Origin of the sequence: Oceanobacillus bengalensis (assembly GCF_003628445.1) — a bacterium.
Lineage (GTDB): Bacteria > Bacillota > Bacilli > Bacillales > Amphibacillaceae > Oceanobacillus > Oceanobacillus bengalensis.
Genome location: NZ_RBZO01000001.1, coordinates 314,623 through 331,980, shown reverse-complemented (window position 1 = coordinate 331,980; position 17,358 = coordinate 314,623). Strand labels below are relative to the sequence as shown.

The following is a 17,358-nucleotide window of genomic DNA, read 5'->3' as shown; positions in this document are numbered from 1 at the left end:
GCTCTATCATTCTATTTTACCAAAGATAGTAACTCTCATGTAGTTAGATACTGTTTTGTTTCTTATTATTCCCCGTAATTAATACAAGCTGTGACGTAAGATCTTTGCAAAATGAATATCGTTAGTCAACAGCTTATATCAACTGTTTATTAAATTTCAAAACAGCTCACTTGGTTTGTTCAATTTTTGAATCTTCTTCATGCTTTGAACGATTTTGAAGTCTTTTTTCGATAAGTTTACCAACAAACCAAAATAAGAAGATAATAACAATCACAACGATGGTTTTCATTGGATTTTCAGCAAATTCCATAATACTTGAACCTACGTATGAAATGGAAAAAATCATAACCGATTTCCCTAACAAGACAGCCAATGCAAATTGCTGGATACTTACTTTTGACAGACCAGCAACAACATTAATTACCGCTGAAGGAGAAAAAGGAAAAGCCAATAACAAGAAGATTGGTCCAAATCCACGTTTTTCTACCCATTTCGTAACAGCGGAGACCTGCTTATTATTCCTTAATTTCTTTACCCACTTCTTATTTGCCAGTTGCCGTACAATAAGAAAAACAGTAATTGCTCCTGTGCTTGCCCCAAGCCATGAAAATAGAAATCCCTCAAATAACCCATATGCCGCAGCGTTACCAATAACAAAAACAATCAATGGTAAAAACGGTAAAAATGCTTCAATAAATGGAAGTAATATCCCTGGAAGTGGACCTAGTCCTTCATATTGATCAAGCAGTTGTAGAATAAATGACTCCACGCCCTCTTTCTCAAGCATTACTTCCCAATTCGAAAAGGTAATGTTCATTAGATACATATAGTAAAACTCCTCATTATGTAGGTGAAAAACTTTATTCTATTATCCATTCTCTTCAATTTTAATAGTATCAATACACGAAAGCTACTTTCTTTTCCATTTTACTAAAAAAATGTATTTTATGTTGAATTTTAGTTTCAATTTAGCATATAATAGGATAAACAGAACGAATGTTCTCTTGAGAGGAGTTTTATTATGCGTTATCTAAAAGATGAAGAACTACAATTAGCATCAAGGTTTCTTTTTCTCTCAATGGCTATTGTCGTATTAAAGCAGGATATCATACAAATACAAAGTGGAGCTTTTAAAATTAAGGAGCCTTACAATGACCTGATTGAGAAAATGATTTCGAAAGCAGTGAATGAACGTAGAGAATTAAGGAAGACAATGGAGGATATGCATATTCGTGTTGTCAAAGTAAATAAAAATGATTCATTTTCTTCCTATTTGTTTCTCTCTGGTGGTAGGGAAGAAAAAAGAAATTTCTTTAATCCTGCAATTCGAAAGCATGTTGAATTAATCATTAAGGAGCTTATGAATAAGACTCTGCAACCATCTCACCCTTCTGCTGTTGCAAAATCCTAATTCTATTATCTAGTAAATACCGATATTGTGCTGTACGCTGCACTTGATTCAACATAGATCCATATGAAACATCTAGTACGATTCGATTTCCATTTTTAAATATAAATTCCGTACTGTGCTTCTGTATCTTTTTAATCTTGTCAATATGGGAATGAGCAATCCAGGAACACTTACTATTATTCGGGGAAGCTGTTGGAAAGAAGTACATTCCACTTGAGGGGTCAATTGCAATGGGAATTTTATTCGAGATTCCACAGATGTCTCTCGAACCTTCCTGTCTACCTTTCAAACTTGAACCGAAGAACTTACAGGAATATTCAATAATAGATAGTGGCGTTGATTCAACTACATACTCCATGTCTTCTTCTAATACTTTTGAGATTAGCTCGCCATTCGAATCCTGTTCAGCAACAATAGCTAATGTAAGTGGATTCATTTCATAATCTGGAAAATCTAAGTAATTTGTCATTTTTAAATCATCCCTTCGTTTTATAAAACGAAAAGAAAGTAGCTTAAAGATAACTTACCAAATTTCGTCAAAAAAAGAAAGCGAAAACCGAATTTTTAGAAAAAGATTATCAATTTGTTCAAATTTTAATATATTTTTCATTTGAAATAACATTCATTGCGAAATTATCATCAGGTCTATCCCACTAATAAAGGTGTTCTAGAATACACTTCTAAAACACCTTTATTTCCTTATTAATGTTGAATGAGTTCTCGCAAACTTTTACGTAGTATTTTACCAGTTGTATTTTTCGGTAATTCATCTAAAAAGTCAATTTTAGAAGGTACTTTATATTCAGCGAGATGCTCTTTACAAAATTCTTTTAAATAACCTTCTGTAATATTTTGATCACTTGTAACGACAAACGCAATGACCTCTTCGCCTCTCTCTATATGAGGTGTACCTATAACTGCTACTTCAGAAACGCTTGGATGTGAATATAATATTTCCTCAACTTCCCTCGGATACACATTGTACCCACCAACAATAATCATATCTTTTTTACGATCTACAATGTAAAAGTAACCTTCATCATCCATTCGTGCCATGTCCCCCGTATATAACCAACCATCCTTAAGGGTAGCAGCAGTTTCTTCAGGGTTCTTATAATACCCCTTCATCACATTGGGACCTCTAACAACCAATTCTCCTACTTCACCTACTTGAACATCTTCTCCCATTTCATTTACTATCTTATTCTCAACATTTATGATACTTCGACCAATCGAACCTGGTTTCCTTGGTCGATCTAACGGATTGAAACATGTCACAGGTGATGCTTCTGATAAGCCATAGCCCTCAGATAACATAACATCAAAAGTCTCTTCAAAAGCTTTCAACAAGGCAACAGGCATGGCAGCTCCTCCTGATATACATAAACGTATACCTGCAAATGTTGCTGTTAATGTATTATCATGCTTTACAGTTTGCAACAGGAAATTATACATGGTTGGGACACCAGCAAATATTGTAGCCTGATTTTCCTGTGCCATGCGAAATACTTCTTTTGGAGAAAACTTAGGTAGAATAAGAACCGTTCCACCATTCATTAATGGTGCATTAAGTGCGACCGTTAAACAAAATACATGAAACATTGGTAATGCAGCAATAACACGGTCTTGATTACTTATTGTAAGATAGTCAGCAACATCTTTCGCATTTGAATAAAGATTCCTATGCGTTAGTAGTGCCCCTTTTGGATTCCCCGTCGTTCCAGAGGTATATAGAATTACCGCTACATCTTCTTCATCTAATATTGGACCATTATAATCAAGCCTTCCACCTTGCATAAGTTGTGTAAACTGCACAATCTTTGATTCGAAAGGATGGTCTTCGAATGTTAAATCTGGATTACTCGCACATACAATAAAGCTGTCAACATTTGCAAGTTGGTTCGTAGTAGAAGCAAATTTTGGCATTAGCACGTCCATTGTAATAACGGCTTTAACATCCCCATTATTTAAAATATATGTAATTTCACTTGTTGTATAGAGTGGATTAATAGGGATTACAACCGCACCCACTCGAAGCGCACCATACAGACTAATAACGTAATAAGGACTGTTCCCCAAAATTAATGCAATATGATCTCCCTTCTTGATTCCCATTTCCTCAAGTTGAGAAGCAAATTTACGAACCGCACCTTCCAATTCTTGATAACTTGTTTCTTTATTCTCGAATATATACGCCGTTTTACTTGGATTTTCAATAGCAGTTATTGATAATTGTTCACTTAAATTCAATCGTAAACCTCCTTTATGAATGAATAATCATTCATTTTTTATGTAAAAAAATATTACAGACGACTAATTTACACCTCCTCTATTCATACGCGTTTAACTGTTATAACTTTTCTAACTTTTTATAATTATAGATTATATTTAATGTAATTTCAATAGAAAGCGCTAACATTTGAAGCAAAAAAAACATGCCCTTCCATTTCATGAGCATGTTTTTATACACATTAATATAGCAGACCGATAAAATCTTCTTTCGATATTTTTCCAAGGTAATGTGGCACATCAAAGTCTATCAGTGCATCTTCAATTGCTTGTCGTTCGTGACGAATACCGATTAATTTGGCTTCTAATTCTTTTACATCACCAATACCGAAGAAGTCACCAAAGATTTTACAGTTTTCGATAACACCTTTTTGAACATCAAGACGAATATCTACAAGGCCTGCAGGGAATTTATGAGATTCCCCGACATTATAGGAAGGAGATTTCCCATAGTTCCATTCCCATTTTTGATAACGGTTTTTAGAGATTTCGTTGATTTTTTCCCAATCTTCATCCGTTAAAACATATTGAGGAACATCCTTCACATCATCTACTTCAAAAACATTTTTAAGAATTGCTTCTTTAAATTCCTGCATTGAGATCTTTTCATCTAAGTATTCTGAAATATTAGCAACACGACTGCGAATCGATTTGATCCCCTTCGATGCAATTTTTTCCTTTTTCACTTTCAATGACTTCGTAACTTCTTCAAGGTCAGAATCAAGCATTAATGTTCCATGACTGAACATACGCCCTTTAGTTGAGAACATTGCATTACCAGAGATTTTACGCCCTTCGACAGCGACATCATTGCGGCCTTGCACTTCAGCTGGCACACCTAATTTGTTTAGAACTTTAATAATCGGCTGTAGGAATTTAGCAAAGTTTTGGAAACTTTCTCCATCATCTTTTGTAATAAAGCTAAAGTTTAAATTCTCCTCATCATGATAAACAGCTCCCCCACCAGACAGGCGACGTACAACTTTAATCCCTTTTTCATCTACATAATCCGTATTGATTTCTTCAATCGTGTTTTGGTTTCTACCAATAATAATTGATGGCTTATTGATATAAAATAATAAATATGTATCCTTCTCACCAAAATTCTCTAAAATATATTCCTCAATCGCTAAGTTCACCATTGGATCAGTGATTCCTTTATTATCTATAAACTTCATGAATTAAGCCTCCTATAAATGTATGTTTCTACTCTTACTAGTTTAATTCAATTATAAAACGGATTCAAAGATTAAAGCCTATTTACGCCAAACAAGCCCCTCTTCTGCTAACATAATTTTACCATTAAAAAGTCGGCCAGCTTCTTCTGCTAATTTATTTCTATCACCATACTGCGGCAAATGACTCAACATTAATGCTTTTACATTTGCTCCAGCCGCTATTTTTCCAGCTTCTTCACTATTCATATGCCCTGCCTTTGTACCATCCTGTCCTGCGTAATAATTACAATCTGTAATAAATAAATCAGCATCTCCCGCGAATTCTATCCATTCATCCTTGTAACTAGAATCTGCAGTATACACCAGAATGCTTTCCCCATCCGTAATCCGCATGCCAAAACAGGCTACAGGATGATTCGTTTTCATAAATGTAATCTGAAATGGGCCAACATGAAGCGTTTTATCTGGCTGGTAGGCAATCCCTTTTGTATAAGTATGGGTTAGTGAAGCAAAACCCTCGGTATCCTCATCATGTCCATAAATCGGTAAAACTGTATCAGTTCCTGTTACATAATAGTCAATTAAACGTGCATATTGTAATACACCGACATCTGCAATGTGGTCATGATGATAGTGGGAAACGATAACTGCATCTAGATTTGATACAGATTTGTACTTCTGTAACTTCGCTAAGGACCCACTCCCTACGTCAATTAATAATGTGAAATTATCTTTTTCTAATAAATAGGCAGAGGTCGCCCCATCTACAGCTGGAAAGCCTCCCCAATACCCAACTACTGTTAATTTCATTAAAAACACCCTCCTAATTTCGAATTTGTTATAAAACAGCATTGACAAAAATACTACTGTGGTAATACAATATAGTAAATCAACTAAAGGGGGATTCAATCATGATCAGTGTACTAGAGTTTTTCAGAAATTTACCGAAAAAGAAATGTCACAGATGCGGTGGCGAAATCCACGAAAAAGCTGACTGCTATGGCAATGTTTGTGATGAATGTGACCACCCGGCTAGATAGAAATGCCTAAGATTAACTCCCATTCTAAGATGTTATTTACTATATGTTATATATTATAATACAGCTGCTTGTTAGCTGTATTTTTTTTATAAATGTCAGAATAATGATATCTTTCTATTTGTTTTTGCATTATAATTACTTAGAGTAGCGAAATAATTATTTTTGGAAGGAGAATTCGATGACTACACTATCTAGCACAAGCAGTTCTCATCGTTCACAAGTACCTGAAGAACAAAAATGGGATTTAACAGATTTATTTATTTCTGATGAAGCATGGAAAAATGAATTAAAAAGCATCAAAGAAGATGTTAAAAATGTAACGAAATATAAAACAAAATTAAGAAATGATGCGGCTACTTTATTAGAATGCATTATTACAGTTGAAGAATACAGACAAAGAATTGTCAGAGTAGCTACATATGCTAATCTTAAATCCAGTGCAGATGGTTCGGATCCAGATAATCAACGAGACACAGCAAAGGTAAGTTCAACACTTGCTGTAATTGATGCAAAGCTCTCTTTTTTCAGGTCAGAGTTGCTCGCACTTCCTGATGAAACCATCGAGCAATTTTTAATAGATGAACCCGAATTACAAACATACATTAAACTATTTGCGGATTTAAAAGAAGAAAAGGCCTATACCCTATCACCTGAAATTGAAGAGACACTGGCAGCATTAGGGCAGTTGCAAAATGCTCCCTATATGATTTATCAGCGTACAAAAGCATCCGACATGCGCTTTGATCCAATTTCCACTGATACTGGTGAAGAATTGCCAATGTCTGCTCCGTTGTATGAAGACCGTTATGAATTATCATCAGATGCTGGGTTACGCAACAAAGCATATACATCGTTCACAAATACATTAAACAGGTACAAAAATACATTTGCTGCAACCTATTCAACTGAAGTAACCAAACAAGTAACACTAGCACGCTTACGTTCCTATGAAACTGTTACAGATATGTTACTCGCACCACAGCAAGTAACAAAGGAAATGTACCATAATCAACTAGACGTTATTCAAAAAGAGCTGGCACCCCATATGCGCAAATATGCAAAATTAAAGAAAGAAAAATTAGGACTTAAAGAAATGCGTTACTATGACTTAAAGGCGCCACTAGACCCATCCTTTAATCCACACACAACCTATGATGAAGCAAAAGAAACAATTCTTCGTGCACTTGAAGTGATGGGACCAGAATATACACAGATAATGGAAAAAGGACTTAATGACCGTTGGGTCGATTTAGCAAATAATGATGGAAAGGTTAATGGTGCATTTTGTTCAAGCCCATATGGTGTTCATCCATATATTCTAATTACATGGACAGATACGATGCGTGGTGCTTTTGTACTAGCACATGAATTAGGACATGCAGGCCACTTCTATCTTGCTGGTGAAAACCAGAGGATATTAAACACACGTCCTTCTATGTACTTTGTGGAAGCTCCATCAACATTAAACGAAATGCTACTAGCAAATTATTTACTGGAAAAACATAAAGATGATAATCGTATGAAACGTTGGGTGATCTCGCAATTACTCGGAACCTATTACCATAATTTTGTTACTCATTTATTGGAAGCCGAATTCCAGCGTCGTGTCTATCATTTAGCGGAACAAGGTGTACCATTAACAGCTGATGTTCTATGTAAGGAGAAACGTGAAGCACTCATTAACTTCTGGGGGGATGCTGTTACAATTGATCAGGGTGCAGGTTTAACTTGGATGCGCCAGCAACATTATTATATGGGCCTCTATCCATACACTTATTCAGCTGGTTTAACTGTCTCTACAGCAGTTGCTAAGAAGATTAAGGAAGAAGGCACACCAGCCGTAGAACGTTGGCTAAACGTGCTTAAGTCTGGTGGAACGATGAAGCCACTTGATTTAATCAAACAAGCAGGAGTTGACATGTCAAAACCTGATGCGATTAAGATTGCTGTCCGTTATGTTGGATCGCTCGTTGATGAATTAGTTAAGAGTTATGAATAATCTTTTGAGGGGGTGAACAGTACTTTGCTGTTCATCCTTTTTTTGTTTGAGAGGGGTGGAGAGGTGGATTGTGGGCCAATTGTGAACTTTGGCGATTTAGTTGTGAACTTCAGCGAAATGATTGTGAACTTTGGCGATTCTCTGTGAACTTTCAGCGAATTCACTGTGAACTTTGGCGTAATCAACATAAAAGGCTCCAAACCAACGTTTAGAGCCCTTCACCTAAGCTACCTTATAAATCCAAGCACTTCATCCGCTACCTTTTCAGCATTTCCAATACAATCTGGAATTCCAGCACCATCATAAGAGCTACCAATTAAATAAACTCCTGGAAGTGTTTCAGTAATTTCACGTCGCACTTCCTTCACTCTATCCAAATGCCCCACTGTATATTGTGGTCTTGCATCTTTCCAGCGTGTTACAACCGAAAATTCTGGTTGTCCCTTTATTTTCATTACTTTCTTTAAATCTTTCAAGACGATTTGAGTAATTTCTTCATCCGATAAATCAACAATTTCCTGATCACTAGGCTTTCCAACATAACACCTTAACATTACTTTTCCTTCTGGTGTTGTCATTGGCCATTTTTTATTTGTCCAAGTACATGCGGTAATCCTGAAATCATTACTCTCACGCGATACTTGAAAACCTGTTCCATCAACATCCTTCTTAATTGCTCTTGAATCAAATGTTAAGACAACATTTGCCGATGAGGTAGAAGGTATTTCATATAATTCTTTTAGAAAATCATATTGACTAAACATTTTAGGAATTGCTTGATGCTCTGTAGCCATAATAACAGCATCTGCTTTTAGAACGTCCCCATCACTAAGTAAAAGATGATAGTAATTGGCTTTCTTTTCTACGTGATCAACCGCACAATTTACGATAACACTATCTTTTTCTAATTTCTCTGCCAATCGATTAATAAGTGTCTCTAATCCATCCTCAAAAGAGAAAAACATGCTAGCTTGCTTTTTCCCCTTCGTTTTTGAAGACTTTGGCATTGCTTTTTGCAAGCCTTTTATAACGCTTCCATATTTTTGTTCTACTTGATAAAAAAGAGGACTAGTAGCCTTTATACTCATCTCATCAATATCTCCAGAATGAATACCAGATAACAATGGAGAAATTTGACGGTCTACCACTTCATCTCCAAAGCGTCTACGCATCAATGAACCAATTGACATGTCTTCCTGCGCCTTCCCCTTTGGCAAAATTAGATCAGCAAGTGCACGGATTTTTCCCGTTGTAGAGATTAGTCCAGACGATAATAGGGGACCTACTTCTTTCGGAACACCCATAAACGTTCCTTTAGGTAACTTATGTAATTTTTTATTGTGCAAAATATACGATTGTCCAGTTGCATTACGGATCATTTTATCCTCTAGTCCAAGTTCTTTAACAAGGTTTACAATTGCAGGCTTTCTAGAAAGTAGGGAATCTGGCCCCAGTTCAATCGTATAGCCATCAAGCTTCTTCGTTTTTATTTTCCCACCTAAGTGGTTCGTTGCCTCTACCAATTTAACTTTATAGGCTAACTGATTTTGCTGAATTGCTTTTTGCAAAAAGTAGGCAGCGGATAATCCGCTGATTCCGCCACCTACAATCACAATATTTTTTGCTTCCATTACGCTTCACTCTTCGCTACATTTAATACTACTTCTGCCAATGTATTGATAAACCCAGGATGAGAATTTGGCATCTCAGGGCGATAGTAGTTTGCACCTAACTCATCACATACTACTTTACACTCATAATCATTATCATAAAGAACTTCCAAGTGATTTGCCACAAAGCCTACTGGTGCATAAACAAATGAACGATAGCCTTTTTGTTCATACAATTCACGTGTTAGATCTTGTACATCTGGTCCAAGCCATGGGTCAGGTGTGTTTCCTTCACTTTGCCAGCCTAGTTCGTAATTCGCAACACCTGCTGCTTTAGCAACTAAATCTGCTGTTTCTTTTAATTGATTCGGGTATGGGTCGCCATTTTGTAAGATTTTCTCAGGTAGACTATGTGCTGAAACGATTAGCACTGCTTTTTCGCGTTCATCTTCAGACATATTTGCAAAAATTCCCTTGATTCCATCAGCCCAGAATTTAATAAATCCTGCTTCGTTGTACCAGCTTTGAACAGATTTGATGGTCATTCCATATTTAGATGCCTCATCCTGCGCACGATCATTGTATGATTTCACGCTAAATGTGGAATAATGTGGAGCCAATACTAATGATACAGCTTCCTTAACTCCATCTTTAGCCATTACCTCTACTGTGTCTTCGATAAATGGATGAATATGTTTCAAACCAATATAAGCTTTAAATTCGAATTCATCTTGGCTTGCATTTAAACGATCTTCTAAAGCTTTCGTTTGTTCTTCCGTAATTTTTGCTAAAGGTGAAATACCACCGATTGCTTTATAACGGTCTTTTAAATCTTGAAGTGCTTCGGCTTCAGGTTTTCTTCCGTGACGAATATGTGTATAATATGGCTCAATGTCCTCTTCATTGTAGGGTGTACCATATGCCATTACTAATAGTCCTAATTTCTTTTTGCTCATTTCCTCTGCACCTCTTTAAAAATTTTTATCGATTTGAATATTCGTGAATGAAATCAGTTAATTTTTTCAATGTTTCTGGTTTGATATCAGGTGTAACACCATGCCCAAGATTAAAGACATGCCTTCCATCATTCATTCCTGCATCTAAAATTGCTTTTACTCGATTTTCAATGGTCTTCCATTCAGTTAATAATATCGTTGGGTCAAGATTCCCTTGAAGAACCTTGGTTACACCCATCTGACGAGCCTCAGCGATAGATGTACGCCAATCTAGTCCAATAACATCAACAGGTAAGTCGTTCCACTCTAAAAGCAAATGACGAGCACCAACACCAAAAATAATAAGTGGCACTTGTTGTTGTCTTAGTTCAGAAAAAATTCTTGTCATGACTGGTTTAATGAACACGCGATAATCAGCCGCATTTAAAGCACCAACCCATGAGTCAAAAATTTGAATAGCTCTTGCTCCTGCACTTACCTGCGCCTCTACATACGTAATGACCATATCCGCTAGCTTATCCATTAACGCAAACCATGTTTCAGGTTCACGATACATTAGTGCTTTCGTTTTACTGTAATTTTTGGATGGGCCACCTTCAATCATGTAACTAGCTAACGTAAAAGGTGCACCACTAAAACCAATTAACGGGACTTCTAATTGTTCTTCCGTTAATAGTTTTATTGTATCCAGTACATAAGGTACATCTGATGTAGGGTTAATTTGCCCTAGTTTTTCAACATCTTGCATGCTTTTAATTGGATTATGAATTACGGGTCCAATTCCACTTTTAATTTCTACATCAACCCCTAAAGCTGGCAAGGGACTCATAATATCCTTATATAAAATCGCGGCATCAACACCGTAATTCTCAACTGGAAGCCTCGTCACATAGGCACATAATTCTGGTTGATGTGTAATCTCAAATAAAGAATACTTTTCTTTAAGCTTACGATATTCAGGCTGGGATCTACCCGCCTGTCGCATAAACCATGCTGGGGTGTAATTCGTTTCTTCTCCATTGTAAGCTCTAATAATGGTATCATTGATTTTTTTAGACATAATATTCCATCCTTCGTTGATATTCCTATAACAACTATAATAATAACAATGCAAAAAGTGTAGTCTTTATCGTTTATTGTCATTAATTTGTCTTATTTAAGTCCAATTAACTAATATAATTTGACTACCAACTTAATTCTACCGCTTCTGACCTCACACCTTCAAGTTTGGTTAAGGGATCATAGGGAACAATATAGTACATATTATCTAAAAATAAGACATTATCGATGATATACTCCGTTTTACCTTTTACTTCGGCAATACGTTTATCTATCCCATCTTGCTTGCGGTATATTCGATATATTACTCTTTCATCATCTGACCCATTCCATTTTATCTTCCCACGAATAAATGATAATCCACCGAACGTATATTCCGCATTCGCTTCTGTTATAAGTGGTAATTCAATTGGTTCAGGCAAATCTTTCACATTGTCTGGTCTGATAAACTTCTCAGCTAGTGGATTCTTTTTGTCAATTTCCGTAAGAATAGTCTTCGTCAACGTTGTTGGATACTTACTGCCACCTGTCAAATAGTGGTCTTTATCTGATTGGTCATATCCCATCCATAGAGCAGTAACATATTCTGGTGTATATCCGACAAACCATGCGTCTTTTACTTGTCCGCGGACAAAAGGATGTTGTGTAGAACCCGTTTTACCTGCCAATGCTTTATGATATTCGCCCGCATTTGCAGTGCCGCTTTCCACTGTTTCGGATAATATCTCTGTCATATTCCAAGCAACTTGCGGACTAAATACTTCCGTCTCATTTGTTTCTACTTGAAACAGGAGCTCATTCTCTTGATTATAAACACGATCAATCGTATAGGATTCTACTACCTTTCCTCCACTAACAAATGAACGGTAGCCTTCCATCATTTGTAATGGAGTTATCCCATATTTCAGACCACCGAGTGCAATGGCTAAATCATCATCTTCAATCTGAATCCCCATTTCCCTGAGGTAATCTTTTGCATATGGTACGCCAATTTGGTCTAAGAGCCATACAGCAGAAGTGTTTTTTGAATGAATAAGCGCATCATAAATAGTGACATAATCTTCATACATATTATCAACATTCGACACCATATAGTCATCCATTTGCCTATCAGGTACTAGTGTAAAAGGTGTAAATCTGTCCTCTTGCATCATTGCTGGACCATATACCGCAATTGGCTTAAACGTTGAGCCAGGCTGCCGCTCGACGGTCACCCTATTTAAGTTACCAAGTTGATAATCTCTTGCGCCGAGGGCTGCAATTATTCTTCCAGATTGCTGCTCCATCATCACAAAAGCTCCCTCGACACCCTCTGTATTGCCCGGGAAATAGGAATCATTTTGAAACTGTTCATACGCTATTTCCTGCGCATCTTCATCCATATTCACCACGATACGATAACCGCCACGCCTAATTTCGTCAATTGATAATTGATACTTTTCAGCAGCCTCTTTTGTAACTAAATCGATATAGCTATTTACCCAAGGTTTCGCAACTTTCTCCTGAACATTTAAACCTAACGTTTTGCCTTGTTCCACCAATCTAGTTTCAGTTTGAATCATTCCCGCATCATCCATTGACTGGAGCACAAGATTCCTTCGTTCTAAGGCTTTTTCTGGGTGATTGATTGGTGAATATCCATTGGGTGCCTTTGCTAGGCCCGCAAGTAGCGCACCTTCTGCAATACTTAAATCACTAACAGACTTATCAAAGAAATAATTGGATGCTGTCTCTATTCCATACACCCCATGGCCAAAATAAATTTCATTTAAATAGAGCTCAAGTATTTCGTTTTTTGACAATTTATTTTCTAAATAAATGGCAGCCATCACTTCCTTGGTTTTCCTTGTCCAAGTTTTATCATTGTATAAAAATAAATTTTTCGATAGCTGCTGTGTGATGGTACTTGCACCTTCCACTTTACGCATTGCAAGGATATTTTTATAAACAGCACGAATGACAGATTTCATATCAATTCCTGCATGCTCATAAAAGCTGCGATCTTCAATAGCAACATAAGCATTTCGCACATGTTCAGGGATCTTGTCAATTGAAACATATACTCTGTTTTCATTATAAAGCGTTCCAATAATTTCCCCATCTAATGTCTCGATACTTGTTGTTTGATCTAAAATAAGAGCTTCATCACGGGCAATCATACTTCCCCCTAGTAAGATAGCTCCATAACCAATTGCGCCCAGTATGATAATGGAAGTGATGATTATCAGAATGGTTTTTCCTTTTCTAGGGATGGAAAAATGCTTTTTTCTATCCTTTTTCTCGTTTTTCTGCATTTGTTCACCTCTACACAGATTACTTCTATTATACGACATTTTTCTACAATCTAAAAGTAATATATACTTCATCTTAAATAATAATTATTATAATGTAATTCTCAATAATGAAACCTCTCTTTTAGTAGCTGAATGATATCATTTTGGGTATGATAATACTAGAGAGGTGGTATGAACATGAAAGCTTATATGACCAATGGAACATTAGATTTTCTCATTAAGATAAAAAGAAAACATGCATTGAAACTCTTTTTAATGAAAAATAATGAAGGCGGCTTAGCTTATTATGAGGATAATAAAAAGCGTATTTTTAGTGCTGGAAGAGGATATGAAGTCGTTACACAAAATGGTGAAATACAGGAAGATGGATATGTTGTCATGAACAACATCCCAGTTACAGATGACGCTAGGGCTGTTTTTGAAGATCGTTTCAAAAAAAGACGTAATGATGTCGAGTCAATGCCAGGTTTTCAGGCTTTTCGTTTTTTACGCCCTTTAAAAGGAAATAATTATGTTGTTTTTACACAATGGAAATCTGTCCGAGACTTTGAAAACTGGAAAAACTCATCTACCTTTCAGAAAGCACATCAAGACACGGCCACAAAAAATCCCGCATATTACGCTGATAGACCATTTACGAAGACATTTCAAATGTATGTTGAAGAAGAAAGCTAACGAACCATCCGTTTCGTTAGCTTTTTTCTTTATCTATATTACTTTAGGGTGTTTACCAAATTAATTTAATACATATTCATCAAAAAATGCTTGGAATTCTTCTTCTGTTCTTTGACCAACAATACGAGCAACCTCTCTACCATCTTCAAAATGAATCAGTGTTGGAGTCGATTCGATAGCATAAGGTACTCCTTCTTGTCCAAACTCTAATAAATTAAATTTCTTCATATCAACGCTGTTATCTTCCGCTAATGGAACGAGATATGGTGTTGTTTGCTGACAATATACACATGTTGGACTATAGAAATAGACAGTAGCCTCTTCACCATTCTCTAATTTCTCACTTAGATCATCTGGCAAAATTTGATTACCATAGTCAGGATTATCAAGTTGATCAATTGTAGCTTGATCTAGATCTGTCGTACCATACGGGTTGTCTACCCCTTCCAATGCTTGATTATTTTGATATTGTACAACAAGGAATAATGCAACCAATAGTACAACAATAACACCAATAATTGCTATCATTTTTTTTCCCATGTTTTTCTCTCCTTCTATGTATCTGTTTGTGTTAACGATTATTTAGCCTCTTTTAATAATAATAGATGAACAACAAATATAACAACAAAAGCTACTAAAGCTAAAAATGGTATCGTAATAAACCCAAAATAATTTACATATATCGCATTACACGGAACTCCACCAGTACACGAACCACCCATTTCTTGAAAAGCTGGGACTTTCTGGACCAAATAATGATAAGCAGAAACAAACATGCCGAGTCCACTCATTATTAAACCTGGTAAAGCAATACTAATGTCTTTCTTAATTGCTGCTACACCGTAAATAATTACCAAAGGATACATTAAGACTCGTTGGTACCAACAAAGTTCACATGGGATGTAGCCCATTGCCTCGGAGTAAAATAAACTTCCAGCCATTGCAACAAAAGCTTGGCTCCAAGCAAGGATCAATAAGTTTTCTGCTTTTCTGGACATATTCCTCATATCTTAGTATTCCTCTCCTATTTAATGCTATTATAGTATACTAGACTCGAGTTACAAAATACAATAGGATTACTAAAAATAAGTATGATTTTTTCTTTGCAGTATTTACCACTACATTTCAGACTAATCCATTAAACGATTTCGGTGCACATACACTGCTACCTGTGTACGGTCGTTCAAATCTAATTTTGATAAAATGTTACTTACATGCGTTTTCACCGTCTTAATCCCAATGTACAATTTTTCACTTATCTCTTGATTGGTCATTCCGTTACCAATGCATAGTAACACTTCCATCTCCCGTTCTGTTAAGTCATCATGGGCTTTCTTTTGTCCCCGCTGAAAACCTGACATCATTTTCCCTGCGACCTTTGGTTCAATGACATTCACATTATTTGCCGCTTTTTTGATTGTGTCAGTAATTTCTGTTGCTGAAGATGTTTTTAAAATATAACTAAATGCTCCCGCCTCGATTGCAGGGAAAATCTGTTCATTATCATAAAAACTTGTTAATATAATAATTTTACAAGACGGATGTTTCTCCATTACTTGTTTTGTTGCCTCAATTCCATTCCCGTTATCCATCATTAAATCCATTAACACAACATCTGGTTTTGTTTGAATAATAAGGGCAGCTCCTTCATTCCCACTCGATGCCTGACCTACTACTTCTATCTCATCCTCCGTGCCGAGATATGCAATAATTCCTTTTCGGACAATGTCATGATCATCTACAACGACTACTCGTATCATACCCATAAACTCCCCTTTCATTTCATTCGATCAATTAACAAGGTATTCGTATATCAATATATGTCCCTTCATTCGTATTGGAACGTACGGAGAAGGTTCCACCTAGTTCCTCGCTACGCTCTCGCATTGTCTTCAATCCATAGGAAGTTTTTCTATCTGCATTAACCGTCACATCAAAACCTTCCCCATTATCTCGAATATGTACAAATAACTCCTTAGATTTTTTCGAAATATCTAGATTTACTTCTGTCGCATTAGCATGACGTAAAATATTCGAGAATGATTCTTGGATAATTCGGAAAACATGTTCCTCAATGGTTTCACTTACCTTTAAATCTTTCGGTATCGATACTTGAAAATTTACTCTACTTCTCTGCTTTAATTCATTAATTAATTTATTAATTCCTACTGGTAATGACTCTCCTGATAGATGTACAGGTCTAAGATGTAACAAAAGTGCCCGCATTTCTGTTTGCGCCTGTAATGCCGAGTCTGCCACATCCTGCATCTGTATTTTTGCGATTTCTGGTTTCTTTTCTAACTGTTTTACCGCCGCTTCTGACATCATCGTTAATGCAAACAACTGTTGACTTACCGCATCATGTAAATCCCTTGCAATTCGCTGTCTTTCTTCTATAACAGCTGCTTTATGAGCAGATTTTGCAAAATCAGCTTTTTCGTCTGCCATTCGTTGCAATGATTTCACCTGGCTTTGAAGTTTCTTTCCAAGTTCGTTTAATTCATTCGTAATTCTAGTAATTTCATCCTTCTCCATGGACTGAATGTAAGAATCGTAGTTTCCATTAGAATATTGCGTGATTAACACAGACATCGCGTCTAACCTGGATTTATAGTTTCCACTTGTCTTGAAACCAGTATACATGGAAATGAATAGACCGATACCTATATACAACGCAATAAACAAGAAAATACTTTGAACCGATAACCATTCCGGACTAAATAGTACATAAATTGATAGTAAAATAGACAAGATTGTCACTGTTGTAAGGAATAAGCCATATAGATGCGATCGTATAAAAACGTAACGAATACTTGAGAACCTTCTTTTAATCATAGCTTCCTCCCC

Annotated in this window: 17 protein-coding genes; 4 read left to right on the top strand and 13 right to left on the bottom strand. The window is 36.2% G+C overall.

Annotated features, from left to right (window positions below; genetic code table 11):
- Nucleotides 1-166: 166 nt before the first annotated feature.
- On the bottom strand, nt 167-826 hold the full coding sequence (locus tag D8M05_RS01595; RefSeq protein WP_121127940.1) for a TVP38/TMEM64 family protein: 660 nt from the start codon (nt 824-826) through the stop codon (nt 167-169).
- Between the two features lie 195 nt (nt 827-1,021).
- Here D8M05_RS01595 and D8M05_RS01590 point away from each other — a divergent pair, with 195 nt between their 5' ends.
- Nucleotides 1,022-1,411, top strand: coding sequence for a YhjD family protein (locus D8M05_RS01590; protein ID WP_121127938.1), 390 nt, complete (start codon nt 1,022-1,024; stop codon nt 1,409-1,411).
- Here D8M05_RS01590 and D8M05_RS01585 read toward each other — a convergent pair.
- The 4 genes from D8M05_RS01585 to D8M05_RS01570 all read right to left on the bottom strand — a co-directional run bounded on the left by D8M05_RS01585 (nt 1,359) and on the right by D8M05_RS01570 (nt 5,688).
- On the bottom strand, nt 1,359-1,880 hold the full coding sequence (locus D8M05_RS01585; RefSeq protein ID WP_121127936.1) for a competence protein ComK: 522 nt from the start codon (nt 1,878-1,880) through the stop codon (nt 1,359-1,361). The two genes, D8M05_RS01590 and D8M05_RS01585, sit on opposite strands and share 53 nt — an antisense overlap.
- A gap of 233 nt (nt 1,881-2,113) precedes the next feature.
- Complete coding sequence (locus tag D8M05_RS01580) at nt 2,114-3,661, bottom strand: fatty acid--CoA ligase family protein (RefSeq protein ID WP_121127934.1); 1,548 nt, start codon at nt 3,659-3,661, stop codon at nt 2,114-2,116.
- A 221-nt stretch (nt 3,662-3,882) separates the two neighbouring features.
- Nucleotides 3,883-4,878: a lipoate--protein ligase gene (lplA, locus tag D8M05_RS01575; RefSeq protein WP_121127932.1), complete on the bottom strand. Its 996-nt coding sequence runs from the start codon at nt 4,876-4,878 to the stop codon at nt 3,883-3,885.
- A gap of 78 nt (nt 4,879-4,956) precedes the next feature.
- A complete protein-coding gene (locus tag D8M05_RS01570; RefSeq protein WP_121127930.1) occupies nt 4,957-5,688 on the bottom strand; it encodes an MBL fold metallo-hydrolase in 732 nt (243 codons plus the stop codon).
- A 101-nt stretch (nt 5,689-5,789) separates the two neighbouring features.
- On the opposite strand from D8M05_RS01570, the gene yhfH reads away from it, so the two are divergent.
- Both yhfH and pepF read left to right on the top strand, forming a co-directional pair.
- Nucleotides 5,790-5,918: a protein YhfH gene (gene yhfH, locus D8M05_RS01565; protein WP_183072673.1), complete on the top strand. Its 129-nt coding sequence runs from the start codon at nt 5,790-5,792 to the stop codon at nt 5,916-5,918.
- A 178-nt stretch (nt 5,919-6,096) separates the two neighbouring features.
- Nucleotides 6,097-7,917 (top strand): oligoendopeptidase F, encoded by a 1,821-nt coding sequence (gene pepF, locus D8M05_RS01560; RefSeq protein ID WP_121127926.1) that lies wholly within the window; start codon nt 6,097-6,099, stop codon nt 7,915-7,917.
- 227 nt (nt 7,918-8,144) lie between these two features.
- Here the strand turns inward: pepF and hemY are convergent, their stop codons facing one another.
- The 4 genes from hemY to D8M05_RS01540 form a co-directional block, all read right to left on the bottom strand.
- Nucleotides 8,145-9,548, bottom strand: a complete 1,404-nt coding sequence (gene hemY, locus D8M05_RS01555; RefSeq protein WP_121127924.1) for a protoporphyrinogen oxidase — start codon at nt 9,546-9,548, stop codon at nt 8,145-8,147.
- Nucleotides 9,548-10,483: a ferrochelatase gene (gene hemH, locus D8M05_RS01550; protein WP_121127922.1), complete on the bottom strand. Its 936-nt coding sequence runs from the start codon at nt 10,481-10,483 to the stop codon at nt 9,548-9,550. Before hemH ends, hemY begins: the two co-directional genes overlap by 1 nt.
- A 25-nt stretch (nt 10,484-10,508) precedes the next feature.
- On the bottom strand, nt 10,509-11,543 hold the full coding sequence (hemE, locus tag D8M05_RS01545) for a uroporphyrinogen decarboxylase (protein ID WP_121127920.1): 1,035 nt from the start codon (nt 11,541-11,543) through the stop codon (nt 10,509-10,511).
- Nucleotides 11,544-11,667: 124 nt separating this feature from the next.
- Nucleotides 11,668-13,836 (bottom strand): transglycosylase domain-containing protein, encoded by a 2,169-nt coding sequence (locus tag D8M05_RS01540; RefSeq protein WP_121127918.1) that lies wholly within the window; start codon nt 13,834-13,836, stop codon nt 11,668-11,670.
- 177 nt (nt 13,837-14,013) lie between these two features.
- On the opposite strand from D8M05_RS01540, the gene D8M05_RS01535 reads away from it, so the two are divergent.
- The gene (locus D8M05_RS01535) at nt 14,014-14,511 is read left to right on the top strand and encodes an antibiotic biosynthesis monooxygenase family protein (RefSeq protein ID WP_121127916.1); all 498 of its coding nucleotides are present in this window, start codon (nt 14,014-14,016) and stop codon (nt 14,509-14,511) included.
- Between the two features lie 60 nt (nt 14,512-14,571).
- Here the strand turns inward: D8M05_RS01535 and D8M05_RS01530 are convergent, their stop codons facing one another.
- From D8M05_RS01530 to D8M05_RS01515, 4 genes are all read right to left on the bottom strand, one after another.
- Nucleotides 14,572-15,051: a thioredoxin family protein gene (locus D8M05_RS01530; protein WP_121127914.1), complete on the bottom strand. Its 480-nt coding sequence runs from the start codon at nt 15,049-15,051 to the stop codon at nt 14,572-14,574.
- Between the two features lie 38 nt (nt 15,052-15,089).
- The gene (locus D8M05_RS01525; RefSeq protein WP_121127912.1) at nt 15,090-15,518 is read right to left on the bottom strand and encodes a disulfide oxidoreductase; all 429 of its coding nucleotides are present in this window, start codon (nt 15,516-15,518) and stop codon (nt 15,090-15,092) included.
- Nucleotides 15,519-15,641: 123 nt separating this feature from the next.
- Nucleotides 15,642-16,271, bottom strand: a complete 630-nt coding sequence (locus tag D8M05_RS01520; RefSeq protein ID WP_121128031.1) for a response regulator — start codon at nt 16,269-16,271, stop codon at nt 15,642-15,644.
- 34 nt (nt 16,272-16,305) lie between these two features.
- On the bottom strand, nt 16,306-17,343 hold the full coding sequence (locus tag D8M05_RS01515; protein WP_121128028.1) for a sensor histidine kinase: 1,038 nt from the start codon (nt 17,341-17,343) through the stop codon (nt 16,306-16,308).
- Between the last annotated feature and the right edge of the window lie 15 nt (nt 17,344-17,358).

What these genes read in the sequence shown, in the direction of transcription:
- D8M05_RS01595 (WP_121127940.1), bottom strand. Translation starts at nt 826, where the DNA reads ATGTATCTAATGAACATTACCTTTTCGAATTGGGAAGTAATGCTTGAG.
- D8M05_RS01525 (WP_121127912.1), bottom strand. Translation starts at nt 15,518, where the DNA reads ATGAGGAATATGTCCAGAAAAGCAGAAAACTTATTGATCCTTGCTTGG.
- D8M05_RS01570 (WP_121127930.1), bottom strand. Translation starts at nt 5,688, where the DNA reads ATGAAATTAACAGTAGTTGGGTATTGGGGAGGCTTTCCAGCTGTAGAT.
- D8M05_RS01590 (WP_121127938.1), top strand. Translation starts at nt 1,022, where the DNA reads ATGCGTTATCTAAAAGATGAAGAACTACAATTAGCATCAAGGTTTCTT.
- pepF (WP_121127926.1), top strand. Translation starts at nt 6,097, where the DNA reads ATGACTACACTATCTAGCACAAGCAGTTCTCATCGTTCACAAGTACCT.
- hemY (WP_121127924.1), bottom strand. Translation starts at nt 9,548, where the DNA reads ATGGAAGCAAAAAATATTGTGATTGTAGGTGGCGGAATCAGCGGATTA.
- hemE (WP_121127920.1), bottom strand. Translation starts at nt 11,543, where the DNA reads ATGTCTAAAAAAATCAATGATACCATTATTAGAGCTTACAATGGAGAA.
- D8M05_RS01520 (WP_121128031.1), bottom strand. Translation starts at nt 16,271, where the DNA reads ATGATACGAGTAGTCGTTGTAGATGATCATGACATTGTCCGAAAAGGA.
- D8M05_RS01585 (WP_121127936.1), bottom strand. Translation starts at nt 1,880, where the DNA reads ATGACAAATTACTTAGATTTTCCAGATTATGAAATGAATCCACTTACA.
- yhfH (WP_183072673.1), top strand. Translation starts at nt 5,790, where the DNA reads ATGATCAGTGTACTAGAGTTTTTCAGAAATTTACCGAAAAAGAAATGT.
- D8M05_RS01530 (WP_121127914.1), bottom strand. Translation starts at nt 15,051, where the DNA reads ATGGGAAAAAAAATGATAGCAATTATTGGTGTTATTGTTGTACTATTG.
- D8M05_RS01540 (WP_121127918.1), bottom strand. Translation starts at nt 13,836, where the DNA reads ATGCAGAAAAACGAGAAAAAGGATAGAAAAAAGCATTTTTCCATCCCT.
- D8M05_RS01535 (WP_121127916.1), top strand. Translation starts at nt 14,014, where the DNA reads ATGAAAGCTTATATGACCAATGGAACATTAGATTTTCTCATTAAGATA.
- hemH (WP_121127922.1), bottom strand. Translation starts at nt 10,483, where the DNA reads ATGAGCAAAAAGAAATTAGGACTATTAGTAATGGCATATGGTACACCC.
- lplA (WP_121127932.1), bottom strand. Translation starts at nt 4,878, where the DNA reads ATGAAGTTTATAGATAATAAAGGAATCACTGATCCAATGGTGAACTTA.